Annotated in this window: 13 protein-coding genes; 3 read left to right on the top strand and 10 right to left on the bottom strand. The window is 65.8% G+C overall.

Features of this window, described 5'->3' with window-relative positions; translation table 11 throughout:
• Positions 1 to 13: 13 nt before the first annotated feature.
• Positions 14 to 3,532 carry a DNA-directed RNA polymerase subunit beta gene (gene rpoB, locus ACMX2H_RS14300; RefSeq protein WP_414961286.1) on the bottom strand — a complete coding sequence of 1,173 codons (3,519 nt, stop codon included), beginning with the start codon at positions 3,530 to 3,532 and terminating at the stop codon, positions 14 to 16.
• A gap of 549 nt (positions 3,533 to 4,081) precedes the next feature.
• Here rpoB and ACMX2H_RS14295 point away from each other — a divergent pair.
• Positions 4,082 to 5,284 (top strand): acetyl-CoA C-acetyltransferase, encoded by a 1,203-nt coding sequence (locus ACMX2H_RS14295; protein ID WP_414961284.1) that lies wholly within the window; start codon positions 4,082 to 4,084, stop codon positions 5,282 to 5,284.
• A 181-nt stretch (positions 5,285 to 5,465) separates the two neighbouring features.
• Positions 5,466 to 5,963 carry an aminoacyl-tRNA deacylase gene (locus ACMX2H_RS14290; RefSeq protein ID WP_414961282.1) on the top strand — a complete coding sequence of 166 codons (498 nt, stop codon included), beginning with the start codon at positions 5,466 to 5,468 and terminating at the stop codon, positions 5,961 to 5,963.
• A 162-nt stretch (positions 5,964 to 6,125) separates the two neighbouring features.
• Here ACMX2H_RS14290 and rplL read toward each other — a convergent pair whose 3' ends face one another.
• From rplL to ACMX2H_RS14245, 9 genes are all read right to left on the bottom strand, one after another.
• Complete coding sequence (gene rplL / locus ACMX2H_RS14285) at positions 6,126 to 6,503, bottom strand: 50S ribosomal protein L7/L12 (RefSeq protein WP_414961280.1); 378 nt, start codon at positions 6,501 to 6,503, stop codon at positions 6,126 to 6,128.
• Positions 6,504 to 6,572: 69 nt separating this feature from the next.
• On the bottom strand, positions 6,573 to 7,157 hold the full coding sequence (gene rplJ, locus ACMX2H_RS14280; protein WP_136784947.1) for a 50S ribosomal protein L10: 585 nt from the start codon (positions 7,155 to 7,157) through the stop codon (positions 6,573 to 6,575).
• A gap of 400 nt (positions 7,158 to 7,557) precedes the next feature.
• Positions 7,558 to 8,316: a FadR/GntR family transcriptional regulator gene (locus ACMX2H_RS14275; protein WP_414961278.1), complete on the bottom strand. Its 759-nt coding sequence runs from the start codon at positions 8,314 to 8,316 to the stop codon at positions 7,558 to 7,560.
• A 210-nt stretch (positions 8,317 to 8,526) separates the two neighbouring features.
• Entirely contained in the window at positions 8,527 to 9,744 is a 1,218-nt protein-coding gene (locus tag ACMX2H_RS14270) for an MFS transporter (protein ID WP_414961276.1), read from the bottom strand.
• Positions 9,745 to 9,792: 48 nt separating this feature from the next.
• Positions 9,793 to 10,545, bottom strand: coding sequence for a respiratory nitrate reductase subunit gamma (gene narI, locus ACMX2H_RS14265; protein ID WP_414961274.1), 753 nt, complete (start codon positions 10,543 to 10,545; stop codon positions 9,793 to 9,795).
• A complete protein-coding gene (gene narJ, locus ACMX2H_RS14260; RefSeq protein ID WP_414961272.1) occupies positions 10,542 to 11,168 on the bottom strand; it encodes a nitrate reductase molybdenum cofactor assembly chaperone in 627 nt (208 codons plus the stop codon). The genes narI and narJ overlap by 4 nt, the downstream gene beginning before the upstream one ends.
• The gene (gene narH, locus ACMX2H_RS14255; protein ID WP_414961271.1) at positions 11,165 to 12,940 is read right to left on the bottom strand and encodes a nitrate reductase subunit beta; all 1,776 of its coding nucleotides are present in this window, start codon (positions 12,938 to 12,940) and stop codon (positions 11,165 to 11,167) included. Before narH ends, narJ begins: the two co-directional genes overlap by 4 nt.
• Positions 12,940 to 16,659, bottom strand: coding sequence for a nitrate reductase subunit alpha (locus ACMX2H_RS14250; protein ID WP_414961269.1), 3,720 nt, complete (start codon positions 16,657 to 16,659; stop codon positions 12,940 to 12,942). Before ACMX2H_RS14250 ends, narH begins: the two co-directional genes overlap by 1 nt.
• Before the next feature lie 84 nt (positions 16,660 to 16,743).
• Positions 16,744 to 17,847, bottom strand: a complete 1,104-nt coding sequence (locus tag ACMX2H_RS14245; protein WP_414961267.1) for a GNAT family N-acetyltransferase — start codon at positions 17,845 to 17,847, stop codon at positions 16,744 to 16,746.
• Between the two features lie 215 nt (positions 17,848 to 18,062).
• On the opposite strand from ACMX2H_RS14245, the gene ACMX2H_RS14240 reads away from it, so the two are divergent.
• Positions 18,063 to 18,509, top strand: a complete 447-nt coding sequence (locus ACMX2H_RS14240; RefSeq protein ID WP_414961265.1) for a universal stress protein — start codon at positions 18,063 to 18,065, stop codon at positions 18,507 to 18,509.
• Positions 18,510 to 18,561 lie beyond the last annotated feature (52 nt).

Below are 18,561 nucleotides of genomic sequence, written 5' to 3'. Positions count from 1 at the left end.
CCGGCCCGCCCGGCTAGACCTCTTCGACGGAACTCGGCTCGGCCCGCGAGAGGTCGATGCCCAGCTCTTCCGCGGCCCGGAAGACTTCTTCATCCGAGTCACGCATTTCGATCGCGGTGCCGTCGGTGGAGAGGACCTCCACGTTCAGGCACAGCGACTGCATTTCCTTGATCAGCACCTTGAAGGATTCGGGAACGCCCGGCTCCGGGATGTTCTCGCCCTTGACGATCGCCTCGTAGACCTTGACGCGGCCGTGGATATCGTCGGACTTGATGGTGAGCAGTTCCTGCAGGGTGTACGCGGCACCGTAGGCCTCCAGCGCCCACACTTCCATTTCACCGAAGCGCTGGCCGCCGAACTGCGCCTTACCGCCCAGCGGCTGCTGGGTGATCATCGAGTACGGGCCGGTGGAGCGCGCGTGGATCTTGTCGTCCACCAAGTGGTGCAGCTTCAGGATGTACATGTAGCCGACGGACACCGGATCCGGGAACGGCTGGCCGGAACGGCCGTCAAACAGACGCGCCTTGCCGGACGAACCGATCAGCCGGTCGCCGTCGCGGGTCGGGTTAGTCGAATCCAGCAGTCCGGTGATTTCGAACTCGCTGGCGCCGTCGAACACCGGGGTGGCCACCGTGGTGGGACCGGTCTGGCGCGGCAGGTTCGGCAGGTTCTTGGCCCAGTCCGGATTGCCTTCGATGTTCCAGCCCTGCTTCGCGGCCCAGCCGAGGTGGATTTCCAGCACCTGGCCCACGTTCATGCGGCCGGGGACACCCAGCGGGTTCAGCACAACGTCAACCGGCGTGCCGTCTTCCAGGAACGGCATGTCCTCGACCGGCAGGATCTTGGAGATGACGCCCTTGTTGCCGTGACGGCCGGCGAGCTTGTCGCCGTCGGTGATCTTGCGCTTCTGCGCCACGTACACGCGCACCAGCTGGTTGACGCCCGGGGGCAGTTCGTCGTCGTTATCACGATCGAAGATGCGCACGCCGATGACGGTGCCGGACTCGCCGTGCGGAACCTTCAGGGAGGTGTCGCGCACTTCGCGGGACTTCTCGCCGAAGATCGCGCGCAGCAGGCGCTCTTCCGGAGTCAGCTCGGTTTCGCCCTTCGGGGTCACACGGCCCACCAGGATGTCGCCGGCGTCGACCTCGGCACCGATGTGGATGATGCCGCGCTCGTCCAGCTGGGAGAGCACTTCCTCCGACACGTTCGGGATGTCGCGGGTGATCTCCTCGGCACCGAGCTTGGTGTCGCGGGCATCAACCTCATGCTCCTCGATGTGGATGGAGGTCAGCACGTCGTCGGAGACCACACGCTGGGAAAGGATGATCGCATCCTCGTAGTTGTGGCCTTCCCAGGACATGAACGCCACCAGCAGGTTCTTGCCCAGCGCCAGTTCACCCTGATCGGTGGACGGGCCGTCGGCAATGATGCTGCGGGCTTCCAGGCGCTGGCCCTCGGACACGAGGACGCGCTGGTTGTAGGCGTTGCCCTGGTTGGAGCGGGCGAACTTCATGATCGGGTACCGGGTCTCGGTGCCGTCGTCGTTCAGCGCCGTCACCAGGTCTGCGGACACCTCGGTGACCACGCCCGGCTTGGCGGCAACCACGGAGTCGCCGGCGTCAACAGCCGCGTAGCGCTCCATGCCGGTGCCGACCAGCGGCGCTTCCGAACGCAGCAGCGGCACAGCCTGGCGCTGCATGTTGGCGCCCATCAGTGCGCGGTTGGCGTCGTCATGCTCCAGGAACGGAATCAGGGCGGTTGCCACGGACACCATCTGGCGCGGGGAAACGTCCATGTAGTCGACTTCGTCGGCCGGCATGAGTACCGGCTCGCCGCCGCCGCCGCGCTCACGGCTGAGGACCAGGTCTTCCTCGAAGTGCAGGTCCTCGGTCAGCGGAGCGTTCGCCTGGGCGATGACGCACTCAATCTCGTCGTCGGCGGTCAGGTAGTCCACCTGGTCGGTGACCTGCCCGTTGACGACCTTGCGGTACGGCGTCTCGATGAAGCCGAAGGCGTTGATCCGGCCGTAGGAAGCCAGCGAGCCGATCAGGCCGATGTTCGGGCCTTCAGGAGTCTCGATCGGGCACATGCGGCCGTAGTGCGAGGGGTGCACGTCACGGACTTCCATGCCGGCACGGTCGCGGGACAGGCCGCCCGGGCCCAGCGCGGACAGGCGGCGCTTGTGCGTCAGGCCGGCCAGCGGGTTGTTCTGGTCCATGAACTGGGACAGCTGCGAAGTACCGAAGAACTCCTTGATCGCTGCCACCACGGGGCGGATGTTGATCAGGGTCTGCGGGGTGATCGCCTCCACGTCCTGGGTGGTCATGCGTTCGCGGACCACGCGCTCCATGCGGGAGAGGCCGGTGCGGACCTGGTTCTCGATCAGCTCGCCCACCGCGCGGATGCGGCGGTTGCCGAAGTGGTCGATGTCGTCAATCTCGACGCGGAGATCGTGGTCGACGCCGTCGCGCTTGCCCGGGATGGTGGCTTCGCCCGCGTGCAGGGCGACCAGGAACTTGATCATGGCGACGATGTCGTCATTGTTCAGGACGGAAGCGTCCGGATCGCTCAGCGGCTTGTCGATGCCCAGCTTGCGGTTGATCTTATAGCGGCCCACTTTGGCCAGATCGTAGCGCTTCGGGTTGAAGTACAGGTTGTCCAGCAGGGACTGGGCAGCCTCGACTGTCGGCGGCTCGCCCGGACGCAGCTTGCGGTAGATGTCCAGGAGGGCTTCCTCCTGGGTCTGGGTGGCGTCCTTCTCCAGCGTGGCGCGGATGGAGTCGTACTCGCCGAAGGTCTCCAGGATCTGGCCTTCGGTCCAGCCCAGGGCCTTCAGCAGCACGGTCACGGACTGCTTGCGCTTGCGGTCAAGGCGAACGCCGACCTGGTCGCGCTTGTCGATTTCCAGCTCGAACCAGGCGCCACGGGACGGGATGATCTTCGCGGTGAAGATGTCCTTGTCGCTGGTCTTGTCGGCGGTCTTCTCGAAGTAGGCGCCCGGCGAGCGGACCAACTGGGAGACAACAACACGCTCGGTGCCGTTGATGACGAAGGTACCCTTGTCTGTCATCAGCGGGAAGTCGCCCATGAACACGGTCTGCTGCTTGATCTCGCCCGTGTTGTTGTTCATGAACTCGGCCTTGACGTACAGCGGCGCGGAGTATGTGGCGTCGCGGTCCTTGCACTCGGCCATGGTGTACTTCGGATCGGCGAACTCCGGCTCGGAGAAGCTCAGGGACATGGTGCCCTGGAAGTCCTCGATCGGGGAGATCTCTTCGAAGATGTCGGAGAGGCCGGAGGTGGTGGCGACGCCCTGGCGGCCTTCTTCCTCAGCCTGGGCTACGCGCGCTTTCCAGCGCTCGTTGCCGACCAGCCAGTCGAAGCTGTCGGTCTGAAGGGCGAGCAGATTGGGAACGTCAAGAGGTTCGTGAATCTTGGCGAATGAGAGCCGGCGGGTTGCTCCGTCGTTCGACGAGGCGTCCAGCAGGCTGTTAGCGGTATCGGTATTAGAGGTGCTCGAGGCGACCAAGAGGGATCCTTCCACAGACCTTCAGGCTTGTCCTGCGCTTCCGCACTGCCGGTACCCCTGGTGAGGTCCGGACGCAACCTGGATCCGCTATATGATCCTTGCCCGCCGCACGATCTGTAGTTAAACACAGATAGGGCGTGGCGAAGCCCACCGCTATATGAAGGCCGAAGGTTTTGAGGGAAGACGCAAATACTAAGTGTACGGGACGGCGTCCCGGATTGTCCAGCATGCAGGCAGGACCATGTGCCCGCTCCCCCGCCATCGGGATCGGAGCGGCGTGCAATGGGCGAAACGCCACGCGGGGCACGGTGCCAGCCACCGCAAACGGTAGTGCAAATGCGTTGCGAAAGGCGTCTTCGCGGTTGTCTTCCCCGGGACAACGCCACCAGCATATACCCCGCCGCCGGCATTTTTGGGTCATCGCTTCAGGCGAGTTCCCGGGTACGGGTAATCTGTGAATCAGATCATATCCAGCGCAGCAGCCGCCAGCCTCAGTTTTTATGGCCGATTCACGGCCAGGCCGTCGGCGCAGAGAGAGGCACCTACACCATGGCCCAGAACACCAGCAGTCGCGACGACGTCGTCATCCTGGCCGGCGCGCGGACGCCGAACGGACGCCTGAACGGCCAGCTCGCATCCTTCACCGCCGTCGAACTCGGCGGCAAGGCCATCGCTGCCGCCCTGGAGCGCGCCGAGGTCGCCGCAGCGCAGGTGGACGCGGTCATCCTGGGGCACGTAATCCAGGCCGGGACCGGCCAGAACCCTGCCCGCCAGGCCGCCATCGCCGCGGGACTGGGCTGGAACGTACCCACCGTTACGATCAACAAGGTATGCCTCTCCGGACTGGCAGCCATCACCGATGCGGCCCGGCTGATCCGCGCCGGCGAGGCCCAGGTGGTTGTCGCCGGCGGGCAGGAGTCCATGACCAATGGCCCGCATCTGCTCCCGGGCTCCCGCCAGGGCTGGACCTACGGCAGCATGACCGCGCTGGATGCCACGGCCCATGACGGCCTCACCGATGCCTTCGACCACGAGTCCATGGGCGCCTCCACAGAACGCCGGAACAGCGAGCTGGGCATTGGCCGCGAAGCGCAGGACGAAGTGGCTGCTGCGTCCCACCAGCGGGCCGCGGCAGCGGCGGAGAACGGCGTTTTCGACGACGAGATCGTCGTGGTCAAGGTGCCGCAGCGCAAGGGCGCCGATCTAATCGTGGACCGGGACGAGGGCGTCCGGCCGCAGACCACCGTCGAGAGCCTGTCTCCGTTGCGCCCCGCGTTTGCCAAGGACGGGACCATTACGGCCGGGAACTCGTCCCCGCTCTCCGACGGCGCCGCGGCCGTTGTGGTGGCCACGCGAGGTTTCGCGGAGGACAGCGGGCTTGACTGGCTGGCCGTCGTCGGCCGTGCCGGGCAAGTTGCCGGACCGGACACCTCGTTGCAGTCCCAGCCCTCCAACGCCATCTCGCAGGCCCTGCACCGGGCTGGCTGGAGCACTGCGGAGTTGGACTTCATCGAAATCAACGAAGCCTTCGGCGCCGTGGCGGTGCAGTCGCTTCAGGACCTGGACTACCCGCTGGAGAAGTGCAACATCCACGGCGGGGCCATCGCCCTGGGCCATCCGATCGGTGCTTCCGGCGCCCGGCTGGCGCTGACGGCCGCGCTTGAACTGCGCCGGCGCGGGACCGGCAAGGCTGCGGTTTCGCTCTGCGGCGGTGGCGGCCAAGGCGAGGCGCTGCTGCTCTACCGCGACTAGGACTGCGGACCGGCCGGCTTTCAGACCGGCCCGGATCAGGTCACGCCTTCGGGCCGCGCCCGCGGGCTGGCCGGCTTTCGGGCCACGCCTTCGGGCCATGCCTTCGGCTGACCCATCCAGCCGTGTTGGGACGACGCGGCAGTCAGGGAATACCGGCCGCACTCCGGCACTTGAACCGGACATGAGCAATGAATCCGGTGCCCCCGCCCTGCCTGCCGGCCTGCAACGCTTCCTGGCCGGCGCCGAAGCACTCTCACTCCCAGTGGAAGTGGCCGAGCGCTCCGGTGCCCGCAGCCTGGCCGAGGCGGCCGACCTGCTGGGCGTTGCCGAGGCAGACATCGTGAAGACCCTGGTGGTCAAGCACAAAGACGGCTCGTTCCTGTTCGCCCTGATTCCCGGGGACCGGCAGATCTCCTGGCCCAAGCTCCGGTCGTTGCTGGGAGTCAACAAGCTCTCGCTGCCGCACGCTGATGTTGCCTTTGAGGCAACCGGCTACCGGCGGGGCACCATCACTCCGCTGGGCAGCAGCACGGCCTGGCCCGTGTACGCCGATGAGTCGATCCGCGGGCGGCGGATTTCGCTGGGTGCCGGTGAGCACGGCTACTCCGCCTTTGTCGACGCCGACGCCCTCACCGCAGCGCTTGGTGCAACAGTCGCAGATATCTCCGACCCGTCCTGACATCGTCGGGCCGGCACCGGTCCGTCTGACACCGCCCGGTCTGCCATCTCCGGCCCCGGGCCGGCATCTGCCGGGCGGCCACTTCGCCGTCGTGCTTGAGGCAAAACACAAAGCCCCGCCGCCCTGGGAGGGCAGCGGGGCTTTGCAGCAGCTTGAAGAAGCTTACTTGAGGGTGACGGTAGCGCCGGCAGCCTCGAGAACTTCCTTGGCCTTCTCGGCAGCTTCCTTGGTGGCGCCTTCGAGGACGGCCTTCGGAGCGCTGTCAACCAGGTCCTTGGCTTCCTTGAGGCCCAGGGAGGTCAGGCCGCGGACTTCCTTGATCACTGCGATCTTCTTGTCGCCGGCTGCTTCGAGGACGACGTCGAATTCGCTCTGCTCCTCAGCAGCGGCTTCGCCAGCGCCGCCGGCGGGGCCTGCAACGGCAACAGCTGCAGCGGTGACCTCGAAGGTCTCCTCGAACAGCTTGACGAACTCGGAGAGTTCGATGATGGTCAGTTCCTTGAAAGCTTCAATGAGCTCTTCGTTGGTGAGCTTCGCCATGATTGGCGTCCTTCCTGATAGGTGATGCGGCTGGTGTGTCCGCACCAAGAGTGAGGTTGGTGAAGAGTCTTACTGCTCTTCGGCAGCAGCCTCGGCCGGGGCCTCGGTTGCTTCGGCAGCGGGAGCTTCAGCTTCGGCAGCTTCGGCCGGAGCTTCGGCAGCGGCGCCACCGTTCTCCTCCTGCTTGATGCGCAGCGCATCGATGGTGCGGGCCAGTGCGGACATCGGAGCCTTGAGGACTCCGGCGACGCGGGCCAGCTGGTGCTCGCGGGACTCGAGAGCGGCCAGTGCAGCAACAGCGGAAGCGTCCAGGGCCTTGCCCTCGAAGAAACCGGTCTTGATGATGAGCTGCGGGTTGGACTTTGCGAAATCCGTCAGGGACTTGGCGGCTGCAACGGCGTCACCCTTGATGAAGGCGATAGCAGTGGGTCCGGCAAGCTGGCCTTCGAACGCGTCGATGCCGGCTTCCTTGGCTGCAATGCCAGTCAGGGTGTTCTTTACGACCGAGAACTTGGTGTCCTGGCCCAGAGAAACACGCAGCTCCTTGAGCTGTGCAACGGTAAGCCCGCGGTATTCGGTTAGGACTGCAGCGCTGGATTCCTTGAAATCGGTGGTGATTTCTTCAACGGCTGCCACCTTTGTTGGCGTTGCCATAACCCTCCTTCCGGGGAATAGTGCCGGTGGTTCGGGTCGCATGCATAAAAAACGCCCCATGCAGATGCACGGGGCTTCGATCCCATCTCCGGCAATCCGGGGCGGGGCAATGCTTCGTTCACCTGCGCAGGCCGTCCCGGCACGGGACTTTCGGTTGAAAACGTAGAGGATTCAACGACCGACGGTCTTTGGTTCTTCAAGGTTACGGGATGCTTCGGCCGGACTCCAAATCGGCGCCCGTGCCGGCAGCAGTGGGTCCGCTGGTGGGTCCGCTGCCCGACCCGCCGGCGGGCCGGCGCTTTGTCCGCTGGCCGGTTCGCTGTCCTGGCCCCTTTTCCTGCTCCTACCAGTCCACCGCCGGTCCGCCGACTAGTCCGCTCCGCGTGCTGCCGCACGCCGCTTAAACGACGGCGGCTTTCTGCACTTCGGCGGCCAGCTGTCCTTCGGCCGATGGCACGGTCAGGCCGGCTGTACCGCCGTCGAAATCGTCCTGGATCTGGCCCAAATGGTCCTCCATGGCCTGGCGGGCACCGTGCTGGTCTCCGCTGTCGACGGCGGTGAGCACCTTGCGGTGCATGGCCAGCGTGCGGGCGCGGACAGCGGGGGCGGTAAATGCCTCGCGTCGCGCGGAGGCCAGCACACGGCCCATTGGCACGAACACGGCAGCAAAGAGAGTGTTACCGGATGCTTTCAGGATCCCCGTGTGGAACAGACGGTCGGCTTCGACGAAGGCGTCCGCATCGCCCGCCGCATCTGCCGCCGCCATAGACTCCACTTCCCGGCGCAGAACCTCCAGGTCCTGCTCAGTCCGGCGTGCAGCGGCCAACGCCGCGGCTCCGGATTCCACCAGTCGCCGCGCTTCCAGCAATTGCCTCGATGCAAGGGAGTCACCGGTGCTGTGGGCGGCTGCCCGGACGATGGCCTCGACGGAGGTCCACTCGTCGGGCGGGTTGATAAAAGTGCCCCGTCCCCGCTGCACGCTGATCACGTTGATGGTCCGCAGCATGGTCAGAGCTTCCCGGACCGTGAGCCGGCTGACCTGCGACTCGGCGGCGATGTCGGCTTCGGGCGGCAACGCGTCTCCCGGAGCCAGCCGGCCGGCGACAATGTCCTCCAGCAGCTTCTCCGCCACCGTGTCCACCAGTGTCCTGTGTTCCATGGCCCCGCTCCTGTCACTCCGGCGCGGATGCCGGTGCGCAGCCATCGTAACCGCGCGCTCGGGTTACCGAGGGGTAGCATTACGGCCGCACGCCACAGGGGAATTTTGGCGTCACACGCTGCCCTCGTTTGCTCCGGGCAACGGGCCGAACTGGCAACCGTTTCGGCAGGCCGCCGTCCCAATCCACCGCCTCTGCAAACCGGTGGGGCCTCAGCCCGGTTCCGACCCGGCGGTCTCCTCCGCGGGCTTGCGGCGGCCCTTCATGAACGTGGTGGTGTAGGCGAACGCGACCAGCGCGGTGGCGGCCAGCAGCAGGAGGCCGATGGCGTAGCTCTTGTCTTGGGCATTGTAGGTAGCCCCCATGACCAGCGGCGGAAAGTATCCGCCGAGTCCGCCGGCCGCACTGACAATTCCGGTGACAGACCCCACCTTCTCGGGCGGCGCGCTGATGCCCACCCAGGCGAACACCCCGCCGGCGCCCATCCCCAGCGCCGCCGCCATGGCCAGGAAGGTCAAACCGGCCGGGACGTCGGCGTCCGGCCGCATGTTCACCACGAAGGCGAGAACAGCCACCCCGCCCAGCGAAAAGAGCACCACGGGCTTGGGGCCAATCTTGTCCGCAAGGATGCCGCCGACCGGCCTGAGGAGGACTGCAGCCAACGCGAAACCGGCGGTCCGGGTGCCGGCGCCGGTGGGATCCATCTCATACACATCCTTCAGGTAGGTCGGCAGGTAGTTGCTGAAGGAGACAAATCCGCCGAACACCACGGCGTAAAGGAAGCACATTTCCCAGGTGACCCGCAGCTTGGCAGCAGCCATCAGCTTGGGCACTACCGGATTCCGGTTCGCTGTCCAGCCTGGTGCTTCCTCCATCATGAACCAGACGACAGCGGCCACCGTCACCAGCAGGACGGCGACCAGCAGGTGGGTGGGGAAATAGCCGATCCACGCCACCAAACGCGGCGTCAGGAAAGCGGACAGGGCGGTGCCGCCCATGCCGGCGCCGAAGACTCCAGTGGCAAAACCGCGCCGCGATTTCGGATACCACGGGCTGACGAACGGGATGCCGACCGCAAACACCGTGCCGGCCACGCCCAGGAAGAAGGCAAAAACCACCAACAGCGCATAAGACTGCAACGAGCCTGCCAGTGCCACCAACAGCACCGACGGGGCCGTGGAGATCAGCACCACGGCGAACATGATCCTGCCGCCGAAGCGGTCCGTGAGGGACCCGACGACGATCCGGCCGAGCGCGCCGACGAAGACCGGCATGGCGACCACGATGGCGGTTTGCGACGTAGACAGCCCCATCTGTTGGGTGTAGGCCGCGCTCAAGGGGGCGATGATGGTCCACGCCCAAAACGCGATCAGTGAAGCCACCGTGGCCAGCACGAGGTTCTTGGTTGCGCCCTTGTTTTCTGTCTCCACGTTGCCTCTTTCCTGTGTCTGGTGTTGCTGTCGCGATCGTGCCGGGAGCTACCGCCGGTCCCGGTCACGCGTCCCCACAGGCTGCCAACCGGGCTGGCGGCCGCGGGCTCCGGGCACGCTGCCCACGTCGCGGCTGCGGTAAACGATGTACGGCCGGAACAGGTAGTGGAAAGGTGCCGTGAAGGCGTGCACCAGCCGGGTGAAAGGCCAGATGGCAAACAACAGCATGCCCACCAGCGTGTGCAGGTGGAAGGAGAACGGGGCAGCCGACATGGATGCGATGTCCGGTTGGAAGATGAAGAGCGAGCGGAACCACGGGGAAACCGTCTCCCTGTAGTTGTGCCCGTGGTCGCCCAGGAACACACTGGCCAGCGTGGTCCAGAGGCCAAACACGATCGCGGCCACCAGCACCACGTACATGGTCTTGTCATTCTTGGTGGTGGCCATGAAGACCGGTCCGGTAGTCCGGCGTCGGACAATCAGCAGGATGATTCCGCCCAGCGTGCAGATACCGGCCACGCCGCCGACGAACAGCGCGTTGAAGTGGTAGAAGTCCTGGCTCATGCCAACGGCTTCGGTCCAGCTCTTCGGGATGACCAGCCCGAAGAAGTGGCCGGCGATGACGGCCAGGATGCCGAAGTGGAACACCGGCGAAGCGATCCGCAGCAGCTTGGACTCGTACAGCTGGGATGACCTCGTGGTCCAGCCGAACTGGTCGTACTTGTAGCGCCAGATGCTGCCGCCTACCAGAACGGCAACCATGACATAGGGCAGCACGCCCCAGAGCACGATGTCGGTCATTGTTGTCCTCCTGCGAGCGGGAGCAGCCGCGGGTCATAGGCGTCCAGTCCGACGCGCTCGGTGGGCGGCCCATAGCCGGCCATTTTCATGATCTCCTGGCGGTCGGCGGGCGATTTGCCCGGCAGTGAATCGCACACCGCCTGCACGACGGCGGCCTGCGGAAGGTTGTCGTCCACCAAGGCCAGCCGCAGCATTTCCAGGCTGGCCCGGTAATCGGTCAGCAGCTTTCGGCCGGCGTCCAGGTCCACGGTGGCAGCGAACTCCAGCACCATCGGCAGGTAGTCCGGCAGTTCGCCATGCAGGTCCACCAGCATGCCACTGTCCCGGTACACCCGCTTGAAGCTGGCCAAGACCTCGCCGCGGCGGCGTGTGTCGCCGTCGGTCCAGTAGGACAGGTGGAGGGCGTGCCGCCGGCTGAGATCGAATTCCTTCACGTAGCGCGCCTGCGACTCCCCCAGCGGAACGGTGGTGAGCGCCTGCAGCACGTCGTGGAAGGGCCGGTCCAGTCCGGAAAATTCGGCGAGCGCCCGGCGGACCAGCGGGATCCGGCCGAGCAGTTCCTCATCCGGGTAGGACAGGCACCAGGACGCCGACAGGTAGGTGACCCGGTTTCGCTGCGTCATGGCCGGCTCTCCAGCGGGTTGCCGCTCGGTCCGGCCTGGTCGCTCGGCCCGCCGGCGTCCGGACCGGGGCCGGAGGCGCCGCCGGAATGGGCGGGTGACTCCGGCGACATCTGCGGGTTATCCTGCTCCGGGAACATCCCGCGCGGCACGCCCCGGCCGTCCCAGTTGAGCAGGTTCACCCGGCCGCGCAGTTCGCCGGGTTCAGCGTGGCCGCCGGTGGTCTGGCGTTGCTTCAGGGCGTAAAAGTTCTCCACCGCTACCGGCGTCGGCCGTCCGCTGGCTTCGCCGAATGCCTCCGAGGGGTACATGCCGGGCCCGTCTTCGAAATCCAGCGAGCAGCCCATCTCCTCCAGATTGTGGGCCTGCTCGACGTGAGCCTTGGGAATGACATAGCGCTCGTTGTACTTCGCTATCGCCATCAGCCGGTACATGTCGTACATCCGCTCGCCGTCCATGCCCACGGATGCGGCGACCGCTTCTTCCGGATCGCCGCCCAGGCTGATCCCGCGCATGTAGGCGCGCATGGCCGCCAGTTTCCGCAGCACCCCTGTCACGATCTCGGTATCCCCGGCGGTGAAGAGGTCGGCCAGGTACTCCACCGGGACGCGCAGCGCTTCGATGGCCCCGAACAGGTTGTCCGCGTCCTCGGCGTCGTGGCCCTGGTCGCTGAGCAGGTCCACCACCGGCGACAGCGGCGGCACGTACCAGACCATCGGCATGGTCCGGTACTCCGGGTGCAGCGGCAGCGCCACCTTATAGACCTTCGCGAGGTGGTAGACCGGGGAGCGCCGGGCGGCGTCCAGCCAGTCGTCGGGGATGCCTTCGGCGCGGGCGGCCGTGATGACCTCCGGGTCGTTCGGGTCCAGCATCAGGTCCAGTTGGGCCTGGTAGAGGTCCTTTTCATCCGGGACCGACGCCGCTGCGGTGACCTTGTCAGCGTCGTACAGGAAAATCCCGAGATACCGCAGGCGGCCCACGCAGGTCTCCGAACAGACCGTGGGGATGCCCACTTCGATGCGCGGGTAGCAGAACGTGCATTTCTCGGCCTTGCCCGTCTTGTGGTTGAAGTACATCTTCTTGTATGGGCATCCGGTGATGCACTGGCGCCAGCCTCGGCACCGGTCCTGGTCCACCAGCACGATCCCGTCTTCTTCACGCTTGTAAATGGCGCCGGACGGGCAGGAGGCCATGCAGGAGGGGTTCAGGCAGTGCTCGCAGATCCGCGGCAGGTAGAACATAAAGGTCTGTTCGAACGCGAACTTGATCTTGTCTTCGGATTCCCTGCGGATCTTCTCCACGATCGGGTCCAGATGCCCCAACTGCGACGTGCCGCCCAGGTTGTCGTCCCAGTTGGCGGACCACTCGATCTTGGTGTCCTCGCCGGTGATCAGGGACTTGGGCCGCGCCACCGGGAAATCGTCGCCGAGCGGCGCTTCGGTCAGCGTCTCGTAGTCGTAGGTCCACGGCTCGTAGTAGTCGTTGAGCTCCGGCTGGACGGGGCTGGCGAAGATGCCCAGCAGCTTCTTCAACCGGCCGCCGGCCTTGAGCTTCAAGCGCCCGCGCCGGTTCAGCTCCCAACCGCCCCGCCACCGGTCCTGGTCCTCGTAGCGGCGCGGATACCCCTGCCCGGGCCGGGTCTCCACATTGTTGAACCAGACGTATTCGGTGCCGGCGCGGTTGGTCCATGCTTGTTTGCAGGTAACGGAGCAGGTGTGGCAGCCAATGCATTTGTCGAGGTTCATCACCATGCCGACCTGAGCCATGACTTTCATCAGTACGTGACCTCCTGCGAGCGCTTGCGGATGGTGGTGACCATGTCCCGCTGGTTTCCGGTGGGGCCGAGGTAGTTGAAGGCGTACGCCAACTGTCCGTACCCGCCGATCAAATGCGTGGGTTTGACCAGCAGCCGGGTCACCGAGTTGTGGATGCCGCCACGGCGCCCGGTGGCCTCGGACTTCGGCACGTCGATAATGCGCTCCTGGGCGTGGTGGACGTAGACGACGCCTTCCGGCATCCGGTGGCTGACGATCGCCCGGCAGACAAACACGCCGTTGGCGTTGACGCACTCGACCCAGTCGTTGTCCAGCACCCCGATGGACGCCGCGTCCTGCTGGCTGATCCAGCAGACCGGACCGCCGCGGGAGAGCGACAGCATGAACAGGTTGTCCTGGTATTCGGAGTGGATGGACCACTTGTTGTGCGGGGTCAGGTAGCGAACGGTGATCTCCTTGGAGCCGTCCTGGCCCAGCTTCGGCTCGCCGAAAAGCCGGTGCATGTCCAGCGGCGGGCGGTAGATGGGCAGCGCCTCGCCGAGGTCGCGCATCCAGTCGTGGTCCAGGAAGAAGTGCATCCGCCCGGTCAGCGTGTGGAATGGCTTGAGCCGTTCGATATTGGTGGTGAATGGTGCGTAGCGCCGCCCGCCGGTCTCTGACCCCGACCACTCCGGCGAGCTGATCACCGGGACCGGCGCTGCCTGTGTGTCGGCGAAGGTGATGTGCTTTTCCTCCGAGCCCAGCGCCAGGTCCACCAGTTCCCGTCCGGTCTGTTTCTCCAGCTCCCGGAAGCCGTGCACCGCCAATTCCCCGTTAGTGGTGCCGGAGAAGGTCAGGATCGCTTCGGCCATCTTGGCGTCAGTCTCGATGGCCGGGCGTCCGTCCGCGGCGCCGCCGAGCATCACCCCATTCTTCTGGGCCAGCCAGTCCAGGGCGTGATCGAGTTTGTAGGTGATGTTCTTGACCGTGAAGCCGAGCTTGTCCGCCAACGGCCCGACGGCGGCGAGCTTGTCCGCGATGGCCGTGTAGTCGCGTTCGACGACGGTGAAGTTGGGCATGGTCTTGCCCGGCACCGGCTCCGTGGTTCCGTCCCGCCAGTCCCGGACCACGCCGCCGGGCTGGGCGATCTGGCCCTTGGTGTCATGCTGCAACGGCACGCTGACCAGGTCCTTGCGCACACCAAGATGCGTGGCGGCCTGGCGGGAGAACTCTTGGGCCAACAAGTGGAACATCTCGAAGTCCGACTTGGTCTCCCACGGCGGGTCAATGGCCGGCGTGAAGGCGTGCACAAACGGATGCATGTCGGTGGAGGACAAGTCGTGCTTTTCGTACCACGTGGCCGCCGGGAACACGACGTCGGAGAGCAAGGTGGTGGAGGTCATCCGGAAATCCGCCGAACACAGCAGGTCCAGCTTGCCCTCCGGCGTCTCTTGGTGCCACCTCAAGTCCTTCGGCCGGGCCATGCCGGCTTCCTCCGCGTTGCCCATCACGTTGTGGTGGGTGCCGAGCAGGTTCTTCAGGAAGTATTCGTTGCCCTTGGCCGAGGAACCCATCAGGTTGGACCGCCACAGCATCAGCGTCCGCGGCCAGTTCTCCGGAGCATCCACGTCCTCCACGGCCGGTTTCAGCGCGCCGTTGGCCAGTCGGGTGGCGACGTATCCGGCCGCGTCGTCCGCCTGGCCTGCGGCGACGGCGGCCTCTGCTTCCTCCGCGACGGCCAGGGGGTTCCGGTCAAACTGCGGGTAGAACGGCATCCAACCCAGCCGGGCGGATTGCGCAATCGTGTCCGCGGTGTGCATCCCGGCCAAGTTTCCTTCGGCCAGCGGCGAACTCAAGGATCCCGCGGAGTAGCCGTCGTTGCGCCACTGGCCGGTGTGCATGTACCAGTAGGAGGTTCCCGTCATCGTCCGCGGCGGGCGGGACCAGTCCAGTGCGTTGGCCAGCGACACCCAGCCGGTGATGGGCCGGGTCTTTTCCTGGCCCACGTAGTGCGCCCAGCCTCCGCCGTTGCGGCCCATTGATCCTGTCAGCAGCAGCAGCGAGAGAATCGACCGGTAGGTTGCGTCGCCGTGGAACCACTGGCAAATCCCGGCTCCCATGATGATCATCGACCGGCCCTTGGATTGTTCGCCGTTGCGGGCGAACTCGCGGGCAATCTTGATGCACTTCTTCGCGGGAACCGAGGTAATCGCTTCCTGCCACGCGGGTGTGTACGGCGTGGCTCCGTCGTCGTAATCCCCCGCCCATTCGCCCGGCAGGCCGTCCCGGCCCACGCCGTACTGCGCGAGCATCAGGTCATAGACGGTGGTGACGAGCTTGTCCCCCACCTGCCGGACCGGCACGCCGCGGCGCAGCACGGAGCCGGAGCCGTCCGGAGCCTCGAAGCAGGGCAGCAGCACTTCGCGGGCGTCGACGCCCGGCGAGTACAGGCTCAGCTGCGGACGGATGCCGGCCAGATCGAGGTTCCATTTGCCCGCGTCCGCCTGGTTGTAGCGGAAGCCCATGGAACCGTTCGGCACCACCGGTTTACCGCTGGCTTCATCCAGCAGCACGGTCTTCCACTCGGCGTCCTGGGCCGCGGAGTGTTCCGGCAGGTCGGCCGCGGTAAGGAACTTTCCGGGCACCAGCGACGAACCGTCCGGCGAGGGTGTCAGTGTGATGAGGAACGGCAGGTCCGTGTACTGCTTGACGTAGTCGGTGAAGAACGGGACCTCGCGCTGCACAAAAAATTCCTTCAGGACCACGTGTCCCATCGCCATGGCCAGGGCCGCATCGGTGCCCGCCTGCGCAGGCAGCCAGTCGTCGGCGAACTTGGTGTTGTCCGCATAGTCCGGGCTGACCGTGACAACCTTGGTGCCGCGGTAGCGGACCTCAGCCATCCAGTGCGCATCCGGCGTGCGGGTCACGGGAACGTTGGAGCCCCACATCATCAAGTAGGTGGAATCCCACCAATCACCGGATTCGGGCACATCCGTCTGGTCGCCAAACACTTGGGGGCTGGCCACGGGGAGGTCCGCGTACCAGTCGTAGAAGCTCGTCATCACCCCGCCGATCAGCTGGATGAACCGTGTGCCGACGCAGTGGCTGACCATGGACATGGCCGGGATCGGCGAGAACCCGGCCACCCGGTCCGGGCCGTAGGCCTTGATGGTGTGGATATGCGCCGCGGCCGCGATTTCCACCGCTTCCGCCCAACTGGTGCGCACCAGTCCGCCCTTGCCGCGGGCCTGCTGGTAACGGCGCCGGCGCTCCGGGTCGGACTGAATGTCCGCCCAGGCCAGTACCGGGTCTTTCAGCCGTTCCTTGGCTTCCCGGTACATCTGGACCAGCACGCCGCGCACATAGGGATACCGCACGCGGGTAGGCGAATAGGTGTACCAGGAAAACGCAGCCCCGCGGGGGCAACCGCGGGGCTCGTATTCGGGACGGTCTGCGCCGACCGAGGGGTAGTCGGTCTGCTGCGCCTCCCAAGTGATGATGCCGTCCTTGACGTACACCTTCCAGGAGCAGGAGCCCGTGCAGTTCACGCCGTGCGTGGACCGGACCACCTTGTCATGGCTCCAACGGTCGCGGTAGAACACGTCGCCCGCGCGGCCGCCTTTGCGGAAAACGGCCCGGCCATCGTCGGATTCCTCCCAGCGGGTGAAGAATTTCCCGACGGCCAGCATCGCGTCGGATGCACTGCCGTCTGCACCTGGTTTGATCGGTCCGGCTGCCATGTGGCCCACCCTAGGGATTGGGTGTGACTTAGGCCACCCTTCCAGGTGCAGTCCGGGCAAATTCTGGCGGCATTCCTTTCTGGCTTACGGCTGGGCCGGCAGTTTCTTTTGCCAGGCGGCCTCGTAACCGGCCGGGGCGAAACCAAGGGCGATGTTGATGTCCAGCATGTGGCTGTTCTCCGCCGCGTTCCAGGTGTACAGCCGGCGGCCCTGCGGCCATGACCCCGCTACGCGCTGCAGGTTCCGGGCCTTGATCCAGAGGCCGAGGCGGTGGCCGCGATGGGCACGCAGCACCAGGGTGTCCTCCTGGTACACGACCTCGGGTTGTGCCGGAAACCACTCAAGGACGGTATGCCCGACCAGGTCGCCGGTGGGCCTGTGCTGTGCTGCCACCACCAGGCTCCGGCCGTTCATGCGCTTGAGGTCCTCCTCCTTGTGCCGCACCCGGACCGCATCCCAGGTTTCCTCCTGGTAGTCGAGGTCGCCGAGGGGAGCGTCGGTGCTCATCCGCTGGCGGAGCACCGCGTATTGGTCCAGGTACTGCGGCGGGCAGTTGTCAGCCCACTCCACCAGCCGGTAGCTACCGGAGGCTCTGGCCGCGGCCGTCTCCACGTGCTCGATGAGGCGGCCGGCGTCGGCGGGTATCGGCATCCGGCTGCACCGGTCCACTTGTTCCAGCCGGAAGCCGTTCTTCGTGGCAAACCGGACAGCCGGCGATGCCGCCGGAACCGAACCGTACCCCGTTTCGGCCTGCAGCATCTCCTGGCCCTCCAGCCCGAAACCGACTGGGTGCTCGCTCCACGACTGGAGCGTGGTCCGCCCCCTGCTGCCGGCCAGCCCTTCGGCCTCTGCCAGCAGCCGTCGGCCGATTCCGCGGCACCGGTACTGCGGGTGCACCGCCACAAAGACATAGCCGTTTTGTTCATTGTCTTGCAGCGACAGTTCCAGCAAGGCGCGGCCTACGTGACGGTCCCCGTGCTTGGCCGCCCAGAGATAGGTGGCCGTGTAGTCGTTGGCACGGGAACCCTCCAGTCTGGCGGCCGGGCTGACCCAAAAATCGTTGTTTCCCCAGACCAGACAGCTGACCAGGTTGGCCAGCTCAGCGGAGGCGGTGAAGTCCGCACCCGCTTGCCCTGCCAGTGACTCCGGAATCGGCAGCGGCGCGATGGTGATCGACGTAGTCGGCATGTCGGCTCCTCGGACCCGCACGAGTGATTGAGTCTTATCAATCACCTTATGGCATGGTGTCGGGACAACACCAGCGTCACCCCGCAGCGCGGGCCCCTCTGCCCGGCACAGGATGGAAGGACCCGGAAGTCCGGCGTAGGCTGTCCAGACACAGGACCGGCCCGGGACTGGACTTGGTCCTGCGCCACAGGGGAGAAAAAGGATCGGAGTCAGCCATGGCCAGCAACAGCGCTAAGGGCACAGTCGTCGTAGGAGTGGATGGTTCCGAAGCCTCGCTTGAGGCCCTGCGTGAGGCCCAACGCTTGGCCGAGCCGCTCGGTGCCGATCTTGAGGCCATCGCGGTCTGGGAGTTTCCGCAGATGTACGACGGCTACACCGTCATGGGGATCGACGGGTTCAAGGAGCGGGCCGGCCAGATCCTGCACGAATCCGTGGAGAAGGCTCTTGGCCCGGACAACAATGTCCGGACGCGTCTGGTGCGGGGTGCAGCCCGGCAGGCCCTGATCGAGGCCAGCAAAGAGGCCCGGATGCTGGTGGTCGGCCGGCGCGGCCACGGCCGGTTCGGTGGCTTGCTGATCGGCTCGGTCAGCTCGGCCTGTGTGGCACACGCACACTGCCCCGTTGTGGTGGTGCATGTTCCGGAATCCGATAAGACAAACTGAAGTCTCCGGCCGGAACCTGAGGTTAAACGGAACCCAGCGTTAAAACGGCAGT

Source organism: Arthrobacter sulfonylureivorans (genome assembly GCF_047607445.1).
GTDB classification, from domain to species: domain Bacteria; phylum Actinomycetota; class Actinomycetes; order Actinomycetales; family Micrococcaceae; genus Crystallibacter; species Crystallibacter sulfonylureivorans_A.
This window is presented reverse-complemented; position numbering and strand designations above follow the sequence as displayed.

What these genes read in the sequence shown, in the direction of transcription:
- ACMX2H_RS14275 (WP_414961278.1), bottom strand. Translation starts at nt 8,316, where the DNA reads ATGGAACACAGGACACTGGTGGACACGGTGGCGGAGAAGCTGCTGGAG.
- ACMX2H_RS14290 (WP_414961282.1), top strand. Translation starts at nt 5,466, where the DNA reads ATGAGCAATGAATCCGGTGCCCCCGCCCTGCCTGCCGGCCTGCAACGC.
- narI (WP_414961274.1), bottom strand. Translation starts at nt 10,545, where the DNA reads ATGACCGACATCGTGCTCTGGGGCGTGCTGCCCTATGTCATGGTTGCC.
- rplJ (WP_136784947.1), bottom strand. Translation starts at nt 7,157, where the DNA reads ATGGCAACGCCAACAAAGGTGGCAGCCGTTGAAGAAATCACCACCGAT.
- ACMX2H_RS14240 (WP_414961265.1), top strand. Translation starts at nt 18,063, where the DNA reads ATGGCCAGCAACAGCGCTAAGGGCACAGTCGTCGTAGGAGTGGATGGT.
- rplL (WP_414961280.1), bottom strand. Translation starts at nt 6,503, where the DNA reads ATGGCGAAGCTCACCAACGAAGAGCTCATTGAAGCTTTCAAGGAACTG.
- narJ (WP_414961272.1), bottom strand. Translation starts at nt 11,168, where the DNA reads ATGACGCAGCGAAACCGGGTCACCTACCTGTCGGCGTCCTGGTGCCTG.
- narH (WP_414961271.1), bottom strand. Translation starts at nt 12,940, where the DNA reads ATGAAAGTCATGGCTCAGGTCGGCATGGTGATGAACCTCGACAAATGC.
- ACMX2H_RS14245 (WP_414961267.1), bottom strand. Translation starts at nt 17,847, where the DNA reads ATGCCGACTACGTCGATCACCATCGCGCCGCTGCCGATTCCGGAGTCA.
- ACMX2H_RS14250 (WP_414961269.1), bottom strand. Translation starts at nt 16,659, where the DNA reads ATGGCAGCCGGACCGATCAAACCAGGTGCAGACGGCAGTGCATCCGAC.
- ACMX2H_RS14295 (WP_414961284.1), top strand. Translation starts at nt 4,082, where the DNA reads ATGGCCCAGAACACCAGCAGTCGCGACGACGTCGTCATCCTGGCCGGC.